Annotated in this window: 9 protein-coding genes and 1 pseudogene; 3 read left to right on the forward strand and 7 right to left on the reverse strand. The window is 56.1% G+C overall.

The features are described 5' to 3' along the window. Window positions 1-5: 5 nt before the first annotated feature. Complete coding sequence (locus LAO76_26495) at window positions 6-566, reverse strand: sigma-70 family RNA polymerase sigma factor (GenBank protein ID MBZ5494490.1); 561 nt, start codon at window positions 564-566, stop codon at window positions 6-8. Between the two features lie 460 nt (window positions 567-1026). Between LAO76_26495 and LAO76_26500 the strand changes: the two genes are divergently transcribed. Genes LAO76_26500 through LAO76_26510 form a run of 3 tightly spaced genes read left to right on the forward strand, consistent with a single transcriptional unit; the run spans window position 1027 to window position 5494 of the window. Next, entirely contained in the window at window positions 1027-4071 is a 3045-nt protein-coding gene (locus LAO76_26500; GenBank protein ID MBZ5494491.1) for a CHAT domain-containing protein, read from the forward strand. 15 nt (window positions 4072-4086) lie between these two features. After that, window positions 4087-4596 (forward strand): hypothetical protein, encoded by a 510-nt coding sequence (locus LAO76_26505; protein MBZ5494492.1) that lies wholly within the window; start codon window positions 4087-4089, stop codon window positions 4594-4596. A gap of 43 nt (window positions 4597-4639) precedes the next feature. Next, the gene (locus LAO76_26510) at window positions 4640-5494 is read left to right on the forward strand and encodes a hypothetical protein (GenBank protein ID MBZ5494493.1); all 855 of its coding nucleotides are present in this window, start codon (window positions 4640-4642) and stop codon (window positions 5492-5494) included. Window positions 5495-5683: 189 nt separating this feature from the next. On the opposite strand, the pseudogene LAO76_26515 reads toward LAO76_26510, so the two are convergent. The 6 genes and pseudogenes from LAO76_26515 to kdpA form a co-directional block, all read right to left on the reverse strand. Beyond that, a pseudogene (locus LAO76_26515) lies at window positions 5684-6807 on the reverse strand (histidine kinase). A gap of 260 nt (window positions 6808-7067) precedes the next feature. Beyond that, window positions 7068-7886 (reverse strand): hypothetical protein, encoded by an 819-nt coding sequence (locus LAO76_26520; protein MBZ5494494.1) that lies wholly within the window; start codon window positions 7884-7886, stop codon window positions 7068-7070. A 182-nt stretch (window positions 7887-8068) separates the two neighbouring features. Continuing rightward, entirely contained in the window at window positions 8069-8836 is a 768-nt protein-coding gene (locus LAO76_26525) for a PIG-L family deacetylase (GenBank protein ID MBZ5494495.1), read from the reverse strand. Between the two features lie 28 nt (window positions 8837-8864). Beyond that, window positions 8865-9455 (reverse strand): potassium-transporting ATPase subunit KdpC, encoded by a 591-nt coding sequence (kdpC, locus tag LAO76_26530; GenBank protein MBZ5494496.1) that lies wholly within the window; start codon window positions 9453-9455, stop codon window positions 8865-8867. A gap of 15 nt (window positions 9456-9470) precedes the next feature. Further along, complete coding sequence (gene kdpB / locus LAO76_26535; GenBank protein ID MBZ5494497.1) at window positions 9471-11516, reverse strand: potassium-transporting ATPase subunit KdpB; 2046 nt, start codon at window positions 11514-11516, stop codon at window positions 9471-9473. A 13-nt stretch (window positions 11517-11529) separates the two neighbouring features. Further along, complete coding sequence (kdpA, locus tag LAO76_26540; GenBank protein ID MBZ5494498.1) at window positions 11530-13323, reverse strand: potassium-transporting ATPase subunit KdpA; 1794 nt, start codon at window positions 13321-13323, stop codon at window positions 11530-11532. Between the last annotated feature and the right edge of the window lies 1 nt (window position 13324).

A 13324-nucleotide genomic window follows, 5' to 3' on the forward strand; every position in this document is an offset into this window, starting at 1 on the left:
TTTATTCAAGCTGGGGTCAGATGTTTTTCCATCCAGGCGCGGGCAAACATCCAGTGCCTCCGTACTGTGCTGTGCGATGTGGAAAGCGCTTCAGCCACTTCTTTGTCAGTAAGGCCGGAGAAGAATTTCAGCTCTACCACTCGGGCCGCCGCAGGATCGGTCTTTTCCAGCCGCTGGATTAGGTCGTCTAGCACCTCGATCTCGCACGGCTGCCTGGGATTGGGAACAACAGTTTCGTCCAGCGCCACCTTGCACTCGCCGCGGCGGTTCGGACCACGAAAGGCCCGCCCATGGTCTATCAGTACGCGCCGCATTTGCGACGCAGCAATGGCAAAAAAATGTGCCCGGTCACGCCACTCCACTGGGCCGCCACGAAAAATACGCACATAGGCTTCATGCACAATGGCCGTAGGCTGTAACGTATGCTCACGCCTTTCACGCGCCATGTAATGGCGGGCAATCTTGCGCAGGTCGGTGTATACCAGGCCAATCAGCCTGCTCTCGGCCGTCTGGCTGCCTTCGCGCACTTGCCGCAAAAGCCCGGTGATCTCCATTGCATCAGGCATGGTGTTGTCTTTCCTGCATGCTCAATCAGGCGAAAATTTTCCGGTTGTGTTTTACGAAAGAGATATGACCAGCACGAACCGGGCATTACAGCCCGGAATGAAAAAATCTGATGAGTTCAAGGGCGAGGCCTCCCAGATTAAAGTTTTCTAGCAGTTAGCTAGCTGCCACGGGGATTCCGCCTTTTTCTCTTCTGACCATTTTTCTTTTCTCCTCTCGCTATCCCGGTGACCGGAAATCCCCGGCAATTTCCGCCGGGCCGGCCAGAGAGGAGACAGTTCGATGGATAGCATCCTTCAAGCGCTGATCGTATTGTTTGAGGTCATTCAGGACACCGGAACGGGCACCTAATCCCGTTGCTGAAAATTTTGACAACAAACAATTGCGGGGAGAGGCAGCTCTCTCCGCTTTCTCTGCTACAATGCCCTCCACTTTCACCGCAACATTGGGAAGGTAAAGAACGTGAAGTCTTTCGCCGCGACTGCTCTCTGCTTCGCAGGAACGCTTCTTTTGGAAGGCGCGGCAAGTTCTGCGCGCGCCTCTGAGGCCCTGCTTGAGCAAGGTATCCGTCCCACCGCTGTGCGGAATCAGGCACCGCAGCAGAGAAGGAACCGCTGCTCTCCGTTGCCGGCGGAGACGCCACAAAAACGCGTGCTTCTGCCGCAGCAACTTTATTGCTTTACCGTGACAGTCGCGGCGGGTGAGCCTACACAATTGCTGTTGGACCAGCCTATCGATTTGGAAATGCGCGTCACCGGCAACGCCGCGGGAACTCGCGTGGACAGCTTTGAGATAGGAATCGAGACCCTGACTTTCACTGAGCCTGGCGATTACCGGGTCGAAGTCCGTGCCGTCCACGCGATGACCGGCCCGCTTCCATTTTCCATCGTCCGCTGGACGCTGGATGCGCAGAAAGCCGAGTCCTGGAAGGAAGCGGAAACCTGGGCCACGCACTCAAAAAAATCCAAGGAGATGAAAGACCTGGAGAAATCATTGGCGCTGTGGACGGCGATCGGCGACACAAGTTCCATCGCGCGGACTTACCTGAAGCAGGGTTCAGCGCTGCAGAAGACCGATCCCGCCAATGCCCTGAGTTTCTTCGAAAAAGCGCTCGCCTTGTGCCGCGCCAACTTTGATACTCGCTGTTCTGCGGAAGCCGCGAACAACAGCGGCACGATGTCGCGTCGTCTGGCTGATCTCAGCGGCGCGCAGCGGCGGCTGAAAGAAGCCGCTATTGACTGGCAAAAGCTTGGCGACAAAGAAAATGAAGGCGTCACACTTTCCAATCTTGGCCTTACGCTCTGGCAGGCCGGCGACTTTGAGCAGGCGATCGGGTTACTGAACCGGTCGGAGAGTCTGTTGCGCATCCGGGACGCTGCCGGAGATGCAAAAACATTGAACAATCTGGGGCTGTGCTACCAGTCTTTGGCCGCATATGCACGAGCCAGGGGTTATTTTGAATCAGCGATCAAGGGCTTTATTCGCACCCAGAAACCAACGGAGCTCGCGCGAGCACGGTTGAACCTGGGCCGTAATTACATGCTGGAAGGCAATTTCATCCGCGCGCAGCAGATACTTGAGATCGCCGAAAAGGAAGCCAACACGGTTCCTGATCGCGCCACTCGCGCCGATATTCTCAGAAACCAGGCACAGAACTTTCTTCAGCAGAACAAACCAGAGCAAGCCCGTCTCCGTCTGGAACTTGCCCTGGAAGTGGACCGCCTGGATGGAGACCGCAGAGGAGAGAGCAGCGCGCTGCATTATCTCGGCATCATTGCGCAGCAGAAGGGCGATATTGCCACAGCGCGCGCTTTCTTCATCCAGGCGGCGCACTTGCGGCATGAAACAGGGCTACGTGACGACGAAGCGGAATCTCTCTTCAAGCTCGCGGACCTTGACTATCAGGCGGGAAACATGAATGATGCCCGCGCCTCCGCCGAGCATGCGCTGGATATTCTGGAATCGGTGCGTAGCCAGGTACCCAACGCAAACCTGCGTGCCTTGTACTACTCGCGTAAGCGCCAGTTTTTCGAACTTCTGGTGGAGTTGGCTATGGTTCCGGGGAATGCCAATGCAGCCGCTGACGGCCTGTTCGCTGTAGAGCGCGGACGCGCCCGCGCACTGATGGACCTGCTAGCGAACAGCGCATCGCCCGAGCAGACGCCTAACGCTGGCCGGCATGCCCAGATCCAGCGCCAACTTGATTATCTTGCGAATTTGCTTTCACGTACTCAGCCGGGAAAAGATGCTGAGCTGCGTCGGCGTTTCCAGGAACTCCAGGACGAAGATGCAGCGCTCGAAAATGCGATCCGCAAATCCATCGCCGGTGAAAAACTTGCCGCGCCGCTTCAGTCAGTGGAGGAGTTGCAGCAAAAATCCCTGCCCGTCGACAGCACCCTGCTTGAATTCCATCTGGGGAGGAAGCGCAGCTATCTCTGGCTGGTAGATGCTCACCACGTTCAGGTTTTCACGCTCCCCTCCGCCGGCGTCATTGAATCTTACGCCCGCCCGGTGGTGGAACACTTCCAGAACATTCTTGAGAGGCAACGCTCATCGGAAAAAAGAGCAGCTTTCAGGCGCTCTCTGCATAAACTTTCCGCCGCATTGCTGGGGCAGCTCTCTGAAAAGCAGCTCCAGTCCCGTGTGATGCTGGCGCCGGACGGCGTCCTTTATAGAGTTCCTTTTGCGGCCTTGCAGCTGTCCGGCGCGACTGAGCCGCTGGGTGTGGAGCATGATTTGGTGCAGGTTCCTTCCGCCTCCTATTTGCTCCACGCTGCGCGACCTCGCCCCATCAGTGAATTTCCGCAGACCATTCTGTCCATCGCTGATCCCGTCTTTTCCGCCAGCGATCCACGCGTAACCGGCGGCGGACGCAAACTCCGGGAATCAGCTACGAATGAGTTACCGCGGTTGCCGTTCAATGCCGAAGTGGAACTGATAGAAGCCACGGTCCCCCGTGGTCGCTACCGCACCCTGCGCAGCTTCGCCGCGGGCCGCGCCGTATTGGCCAACATTCACCTGGAAGACTACGCGATCTTGCATTTCTCCACCCATGCACTGATCGACGATCGCTTTCCTGAGCTTTCCCGAATCGTACTGTCGCTGGTGAATCGGGCTGGCCGCCCTGTAGATGGTTACCTGCACCCGTATCAATTAGGGCAGCTTCACCTGAATGGCTCTATTGTTGTTCTCTCCGCCTGCGACACGGCGTTGGGCAAGCAAGTGCTGGGAGAGGGGATGATGGGCTTCTCCAGCAGCCTGCTTTATGCAGGGGCTTCGCAATTGGTACTCACGCTTACCGCGGTCGATGCTGAAGCATCGTCCTCTTTCCTTACCGATGTTTATCGCCGGTTCCTCCAAGGAACCACTAGCATGGAACATTCCATTTCTCTCGCGCGCCGGACCATGATGCACTCCCGCCGTTTTTCAGATCCTTATTATTGGGCCTCTTTTATCGTGATCGGCAGGCCGGCAGATACCCTCAAACCCGGATTGGCTTCCATGTGAGATTCGGAGAGAACTATGGCCAACTGCCGCTCCATTTCGCCCGAAGCCTGGGCCCATGCTCGGGAAAGCCTGGTCTTTTATTTCTCGCGCCGCCACGCCCGCTCCGATGCCGAGGATCTGGCCCAGGAGACGCTGCTCACCATCTGGAACAGGGAGGATTATGAATTCGATAAGGAAGAGGACTTTTTGAAAGTCTGCTATGGTTTTGCCCGCCTCGTCTCCAAGCAGGGCTATCGTGAAAGCCAGCGCCATGCTGCGGCGCCGCTCGAGCCTTCGTTGCCCGCGCCGGCACACGAACGGCACGGTCCTCAGGCAATTGAAGCCCGCCTCCTGCTGGAAAAAGTCTGCGCTATCGGCGAATCCCAGTTGCGTGACGAGGAGTGGAAAATGGTCCGGCAATCCATCGACCATGATCGGGCCGGCATGGCGCAGGAATTCAAAATCGGAGATGCAAACAATATGCGCGTCCGTCTCCACAGGGTGAGACGAAAACTGGCAAAACTCACAGGCCTGGACAAGAGTTGAGGTGTAATGAAGGTTGCCGATGGACCATATATCCAATGAGTCTATGAAAGCCTATTTACTCGGCCAGCTTCCGGAAGACCAAGCCGTGGTGCTGGAAGAAAAATATTTCACGAACCGTGAGTTCTTCCTCCAGGTGCAATCGGCAGAGACGGCGCTGATCTCCGATTATCTCGATGGCAACCTGTCCTCGGCAGAAAAGCAGCGTTTTGAAAGCCGCTACCTGCAAGTACCTCTTCTGCGAGGCAAGGTAGAAGAGGTCCGGCGACAACGCGCTGCCCAGCCTCCTGCTGCGCGTACACCCATGTGGCCCCACTTACGTTTCGCTCTTGGGATTTCGATAGTCCTGGTCCTGGGATTGGGAATCTGGCTCTATCGCTCCCGCTCTGTGCATCAGCCTAACGCCGGCTTCATGCGGCCGCAAGTCCAGTCCGTCATCGCAGTCCACCTTGCTCCAGGCCTGGTAAAAGGGCCTGGCCAGCAACAGGCGCAGTTCGAACCGCCCGCGCATGGCGCCGTCAACCTCGTCTTGGAACTGCCTGCTCAATCCTCCCCCGTCCAGTGTCAGGTAAAAATCTTCCGCGTGAATGCGGATGGGAGTCGGATGGCGATGTGGAACAGCCCGGGACCAATACTCTCTTCGCCGGAAAGCAATTTCCAGGCGTTGACGCTGCAGATCGGCGGTTCTTTGCTCGAACCAGGAGATTACATCGCAGAAGCCTGGACTGCGGGAGGGACAGTGCAGGAAACATATTCCTACCGAATCCGCAAACCCGAGGCTTCAGCAACAACAAGTCTGACGCGGAAGACAAACGCGGCCCTCATCAAGATTTGCAAAATCAGGGTAGGTAGAATCCCTCGCTCTCCGCCACCTAAACTATTTGTTTTCACTGTCTTATAGTGATCCCTCTTTGATTCGCATGCCTGAATGAAAATCCAAATCATTGCAAATAAATGTGTTTATCTCGCTCTATGGTGGAGAATGCTACACTCTCACACTCGCATGGCAATGAAGATTCGTTCGATCATTGCCGCCTGCATTCTGCGGTGGAATTCTTGATCAAAGCATGTGGGTTACGTGCTCAACAAATCATTCTCTCAACTCTCTTCGTGCCAGCGGGTCCCGGTCAGAAACGATCACGATCTGCATGTCCTTCGCCAAATCAATGATCTCCTGGGCTTGATCATGTAATCGGAAACGCAGCCATGTGCGACTATGCGGGCGTGTCACAAAGATCTGCGTCACGCCGTTTTGGCGAGCGAAATCAACCAGGCTGGCCCCGCTATTTCCTTTCAAAATATGTGCATTGATGTGAAGATTCCGGGCAAAGGCCAGGTGCTTTTCCAATGCTTGTCTCTCTGATTCAGCCAAGCCCGTGAGGTCGCCGGTGGGCGTCACAAGAACTGCCATGCATTCAACGCCGAGGAAATCGCTTACTCTCTTGGCGCGCCTTGTGACCATGGCGGTTTTTGGATCGGCGGTGACATGAATGAGAACTTTATGCTGCCGGTTGTGGCCTTTAGCATTCGCTTCCTGCAAGGCTACTTCAGCCTGGCTTGCGATTCTTTGTCCCACTTCGTGAGCGGCTTCTCGCAGCGCAAGCTCTCGCAGCGCAACCAGGGTTGGCTCACGAAAGAAGTTTTGCAGAGCACGCTCGGCTGATCAGGTCTGTAAACGACGCCACGTTGCAAACGGTGCATGAGTGCGCGCGGCGTAAGGTCAACCATCAAGACCTCATCAGCATTGCGGACGATCCAGTCGGGAACTGTCTCGCGAACTGTCACGCCGGTAATATGCTGGACATGGTCATTCAGGCTTTCAAGGTGCTGGATATTCATCGTGGTAAGAACATCAATGCCGGCATCGAGCAGCACCTTGACATCTTCCCAGCGCTTGGTCCGGGATGATCCTGGAACATTTGTGTGTGGAAATTCGTCTACGGCGCAGACCTGCGGGTGTCTGGCCAGAATGCGTTCTGTGTCCATTTCTTCGAAGATGTTTCCGCGGTACTCGACCTTTTTCCTTGGGACGAACTCCAGCCCCTCTGCCCTGGAGATCGTCTCCTGACGACCGTGTGGCTCAAAGTAGCCAACCACGATGTCGGTCCCGTGCTTCCGCAGTGCATGGGCCTCTTCCAGCATCTTGTATGTCTTTCCGACGCCGGCCGCATAACCCATAAAGATTTTCAGTTTCCCGCGTTTTGTCTCATTCATTGCTTGTTCGGAAATATCCGGACATCCATGCCGCGTGACAATCTGACCAGCCTGTCTACCGAGGTTCCCAGCAAGCCCGACCAGAATCCTGAGCGGCGGCTATGTCCGACAAAAACTTGGGTCATTCCTCGCGAACGAGCAAAGGCCATGACAGTGCTGATTGGGTCTTTTCCTTGCAAAATTTCAACACGCGCCCCGGCAGCGCGAGCCAAACTGAGTTTTTCATCGACTGCAGCCCGCTCCAGAGAGGAAAGTTCAGGTTAGTCTACATTGACTACAACCAGTTCGGCATAGAATCTCAGTGCGATCAGCCGCGCCGTTTCAAGCATCTCTTCTGCATTTGAATCAGCAGTGATGCAGACAAGTATTCGCTCTTGTGTGCCATACTGCTGCTTGATGCCATGAGACTCCAGATAACTGGTGAGCTGATGATCAACCACGTCAGCAGCGAGAACCAGGGCCATCTCACGCAGCTTCAACAACTGGCGCTGCCGCCTTTCAAGCCCTGCCTGTTCATCGGGTGTCCGTGCGAGCGCCTCCAAGGCAGGGGCATCAACGATCTCGATTTCATTAGCACTCCTGATAAAGGCAATCGGAACGGTTTGGGTCACGTGCTTGCCGGTGATTGTCTCCACTTGTTGCTGCAACTCTGCGATGTACTGAATGTTGACGGATGCGACGACCTTGATTCCGGCCTGCACCAGGTCGCGAACATCCTCCCAACGCGTTTTGTTCCGCGCACCGGGTGGATTATCATAGGCCAGCCCGTCGATCAAGCAAACTTCCGGATGGCGCTGGATCAAAGCCTCAATATCGATAACCGCGCCCTGCCCCATCTCTTTTAAGGGCACTACTTCAAGCTGTTGAACGAGGGGTTCAGCCTCGCGTGGCATCTGCGGTTGAGTTGCAGCGAGCACAACATCCTGGCCCCGAGCACAACGGCGACGCGCCTCGTCAAGCATTCGAAATGTTTTGCCCACACCGGACGCGTACCCGAGAAATATCTTGAGGTAGCCTTTCTCGACTCCTGCTTCGACCTCGCGCAGGATCTCTTCCGGAGTTTTACGCCGTTGGTTCATTTCACCAGTGTTTTATGCAGTTCTCTTGTCCGTGATTGCGTGTACTCGTTATTGAGCCTGCATTGCTGCTCCTACTGTTCCACACCACGGCCGTTCCAACCAAGACCGCAGCGGCACACGCTTGAGGCACCGAATACAAGGGAAACATTATCAGCATCTGGCCGGCTGTCACACAGTTCGCGTCAAACGGACGCGGACGTGCGCCGCTGTCCATAACTCTGAAAGGCTGCACATACATCAGATCCAGTAATAGGCCAACCCCAAACTTCATAGTTAAGAGCACCAGAATGCGGTGGCTGGAAGTAGTCATAATCAGGTTGGGGCCTGAAGCGTTCAACTTCCTCCGCAATGAACTTTGGCAGATCTGGCTGGGAGACATACTTGCTGAGCATCTCACCGCGCCGCTTCAATTCCAATTGAGAAGGATGCAAGAGAATTTCGCCACCTCTGGAAACTCGGAATTTCTGGCGTACGAGGCTGCCATTGGGCGATCGGTGGTAGAGAGGCATCTCCCATCTTGGAATCACAAGAGCCCGCCCAACCGTATTCACCAGAAAATTACAGACATCGTGATCGGGATGGCCGCCTTCGTAGGCAGGCGCCAGCAATGCGTCTGGCCTGAATTGGTGTGTTATGGCTTCCAAAGCCTTGCCTGCGGAAGACAGAGAGCGAAAGAGTTCCTGATCGCGAAACGGAACGTCGGTCGTCCCATCTTTCAGGAAGATTGCTTTCACGTTATCAAGTACTCCAACCGACTTCAATGCTTCGGCATGCCGTACCTCAGCATAGCGTCGCTGTGAGCCGTAGGATGACCAAAAGAATTCGGCAGATGGAGCCCCGTCCGTCGCAAAAACGATAAGGGCCTCAGGGGTCCTTTGCAGAAGCACGGAACAGGTAACTTCATCATCCTGGTGGGCGACAACGACAAGCAGGCGGTTGCCAAGCGACACTTGAGCATCAACTCTCATCCCAAGGCGACTATTTGGATTGACCGAGGTTGTTGGCCGGAAATTGAGAGTCAAGAGCCAGGTTCAATTCGAGCACGTTCACCCGTGGCTCGCCAAAAAACCCAAACTGCCTGCCTTCAGTGTGCTCGCGCACTAAATTGAGGACTGCATCTGTGGTCGTACCGCGCGCTTTGGCTATACGTGGGACCTGAAACTCTGCAGCCGCAGGGGTAATGTCGGGATCAAGGCCGGAACCTGAAGCTGTGACCAGATCGACCGGTATCGGCTTCCCGGGATTCTCAGCTTGCAGAGTTGCAACATCGCCCTTTACGCGGTCAATAAGCTTCTGGTTAGTAGGTCCCCAATTGGTCCCCCCGGAACTTGTAGCGTCATATCCGTTGGCGCCCGCAGCCGATGGCCGCGGATGGAAATAGTGAGCGCCTGTGAACGGTTGCGCGAGGATGCGAGAACCCACTGGAACCCCGTTCCTGCTGATGAGCTGACCATCCGCCTTGTGTGGCCAGATGCGAGCCAGGCCGACGACGAGAACCGGGTATATCAATCCCAAGAACACGGTCGTGACAATCGTGTAGAGGATAGAGGTAATGAGATTTTTCTTCATGATGTGTTCTCTCCGTTATGCCAAATGCAACGCACGAATGATCAAATCGATGATCTTGATGCCAATGAAGGGGACAATCACTCCTCCGGCGCCATAAAGCCACAGATTGCGCCGCAGCAGCGCCGCAGCGCTCATGGCCTTGTACTGGACTCCGCGCAGCGCCAGCGGAATCAGTGCAATGATGATCAGCGCGTTGAAAATCACCGCCGAGAGCACTGCCGATTGCGGTGTGGCCAGATGCATGATGTTGAGCGCGTTCAGCACGGGAAATGTGCCGGCAAACATCGCCGGAATGATGGCGAAATACTTCGCCACGTCATTAGCAATCGAGAACGTGGTCAGCGAACCGCGGGTCATCAAGAGCTGCTTGCCGATCTCCACGATTTCCAGCAGCTTCGTGGGATTGGAATCCAAGTCCACCATATTGCCCGCTTCTTTGGCTGCCTGGGTTCCAGTATTCATCGCAACGCCGACGTCGGCTTGAGCGAGAGCGGGGGCGTCATTCGTGCCGTCGCCGGTCATCGCGACCAGCTTGCCCTGGCTCTGCTCCTTCTTAATGAGATCCATTTTGTCCTTCGGAGTCGCTTGGGCCAGAAAGTCATCGACGCCGGCTTCCCGCGCAATGGCCGCCGCCGTCAGAGGATTGTCGCCGGTAATCATGACCGTGCGAATGCCCATTGCCCGAAGCTGGACAAAGCGTTCTCTCATGCCCCCCTTGACGATGTCTTTCAGGTGGACCACACCTAGAGCACGATTGTTCTCGGCAACCACCAACGGGGTGCCACCGGACCGGGCTATTGTCTCGACGGTCGCTTGAACTTCTTTGGGAAGATAGCTGCCATTTTCTTTCAGGTATCTTTCAATCGCGTCCACCGCTCCTTTGCGAACTACACGGCCGTTAAAGTTGACTCCGGACATGCGCGTTTGAGCGGTAAAGGGCACAAATTGCGCCGGGTGAGTGCTGAGATCACGGCCACGAAGCCCATACTTTTCTTTTGCCAACACCACGATCGAGCGTCCTTCCGGTGTCTCATCCGGCAACGAGGAGAGTTGGGCCGCATCGGCAACCTGATCATTGCTCACGCCAGGCGCGGCGATAAATTCGGAGGCCTGCCGGTTACCCAATGTGATGGTGCCGGTCTTATCCAGCAGCAGGGTGTCCACATCGCCCGCCGCTTCTACTGCCCGTCCAGACATGGCGAGGACGTTGTGCTGCACCAGTCGATCCATGCCGGCAATCCCGATGGCAGAGAGCAGGCCGCCGATGGTCGTTGGAATCAGGCAGACCAACAATGATACGAGGACAAATACCGTCTGAGGCGATCCCGAGTAGGCAGCGAACGGCTCCAAGGTGACCACGGCAAGCAGGAATACAATAGTCAGCCCCGCCAGCAGGATATTGAGAGCAATTTCGTTCGGCGTCTTTTGCCGCTCTGCGCCTTCGACCAGCGCGATCATGCGGTCCAGGAAGGTCTCGCCAGGGTTCGACGTGATCTTCACTTTGATTCGGTCGGAGAGAACACGTGTTCCTCCAGTCACGGCCGACCGGTCGCCGCCAGCTTCGCGAATGACAGGTGCGGATTCGCCCGTAATCGCGGACTCGTCGACTGAGGCAACGCCCTCCACTATGTCGCCGTCGCCTGGGATGGTTTCGCCAGCGACCACAATCACAAGATCGCCGACGCGCAACTTGGATCCGGAGATACTCTCTGTGCGGCCATCGGAGAGCAGACGGTTGGCCATTGTTTCCGACTTGGCGCGACGCAGGGTTTCCGCCTGCGCCTTGCCACGTCCTTCGGCCATCGCCTCAGCAAAATTTGCAAACAGGACCGTGAACCAGAGCCACAATGTGATCTGCAGGTCGAAACCGAAACTTCCGCTGGCGCGCATCAGGTCTTTAATCAACAATACTGATGTCACAACGCTGCCGATCTCGACCACGAACATGACGGGGTTCCGCATCATTTTGCGGGGGTTCAGCTTGACCACTGAGTCAATGAGCGCCTGCCGCACAATTTTGCTGTCCCACAACGATTTTGGTTTTGCTTCTTTTACCAGCATGGCTCAAGTCCTTTTAGAAGGTCTTTCCTGCGTGCATCAGCAGGTGCTCAAGAATCGGACCTAAGCTGAGCGCGGGGAAAAACGTCAAAGCTCCGACGATGATGATCACGCTCACCAGAAGAGTGGTGAACAGTGGCGTCGTGACCGGGAATGTGCCGGGCGAGGGCGGAACAACCTTTTTGCGCGCCAGGCTGCCAGCAACCGCCAACATCGGCACGATCATCAGGAAACGGCCAACCAGCATGGTGAAGCCCATGGTGAGGTTGTACCAGCGATTGGGACCAAGGCCAGCGAAAGCCGAGCCGTTGTTTCCCGTTCCTGAAGTGAAGGCATACAAAATCTCCGAGAGGCCGTGCGGTCCGTTATTGTTCAGTGTTGCCAGACCCTGGGGCAGGAGCACGGAAGCTGCGGCCAGCACCAGGATCATGAGCGGGAAGATGAGCACGTATAGCATTGCCATCTTCACGTCATACGATTCAATCTTCTTGCCCAGGTATTCCGGCGTTCGCCCAACCATCAGACCGGCAATGAAGACCGAGAGCACGACGAAAATCAAAATCCCGTACATGCCGGCGCCGACCCCGCCGAACACGATCTCGCCGAGCATGATGTTGACTAGCGGAACCATTCCGCCAAGAGGCGTGTAGGAATCATGCATTCCATTGACCGCGCCGCAGCTCGCATCGGTTGTCACGGTCGCGAACATGGCGGAGTTGGCGATCCCGAAGCGCACTTCTTTGCCTTCCATGTTGCCGCCAGGCTGCAAAGCGGAAGCTTGTTGGTTCACTCCCGCCAACAGTGGATTGCCACGCGATTCCGCCCAGTATGCGGTCGTGACCCCGGCAAAGAAGAGCACGGCCATGGCGGCAAAAACCGCCCAGCCATGCTTCTGCGATCTGGTCATTCGGCCGAGGGTGTAGGTCAGGCCCGCGGGTATACAGAAGATCAGCACCATCTCAATAAAGTTGCTGAATGGCGTCGGGTTCTCAAATGGATGGGCACTGTTGGCATTCAGGAAGCCGCCCCCATTGGTGCCCAGTTCCTTGATGGCCTCCTGGGAAGCGATGGGACCTTGAGCGATACTCTGCTCGGTGATGGTGTCCATCACCGGCTTTCCATTGGCATCCACAACCGGTTTGCCGTCTTGCCCGACTTTCTGGACCTGCTGCGGTTCAACCAGCTTGGCCGTGTCATACGGCTTGAAATTTTGGATTACCCCTTGCGATACCAGAACCAATGCAGCAACAAGGCTGATCGGCACCAGCACCCACAGCGTCGCCCTGGTGATGTCCACCCAGAAATTGCCGAGTGTTTCCTTCTCACGCCGCGCAATGCCCCGGATAAACGCTACCGCCAGCGCCATTCCGACTGCGGCCGAGGCAAAGTTGTGAAATGCCAGCCCGGCCATCTGCGTGAGATAGCTCATGACCTGTTCGCCGGTGTAGAACTGCCAGTTCGTATTCGTCGTAAATGAAGCGGCGGTGTTGAACGCCAGATCCTGAGGAACCGCGGCGAATTTCTGCGGGTTCAGCGGGAGCCATTGCTGTGTGCGCTCCAGCAAGTACAGCACGAGCATCGACACGCCGCTGAACAGCAGCATGGCGATCGAATACTCCGTCCAGCGCATCTCGCGGTCTTCATCCACGCGAGTCAACTTATAAAGCACGCGCTCGACAGGACGCATGACCGGATCGAGCCAGGTCCGCTCTCGCGAAAAGACCTTGGTCATGAAGACGCCCATGGGCTTCGTTACCAGCACGATCACCACGAAGTAGAAGAGAATTTGCAGCCAGCCGTTGAGCGTCATA

The organism is Terriglobia bacterium (assembly GCA_020072645.1).
Classification (GTDB): Bacteria; Acidobacteriota; Terriglobia; order Terriglobales; family Acidobacteriaceae; genus Angelobacter.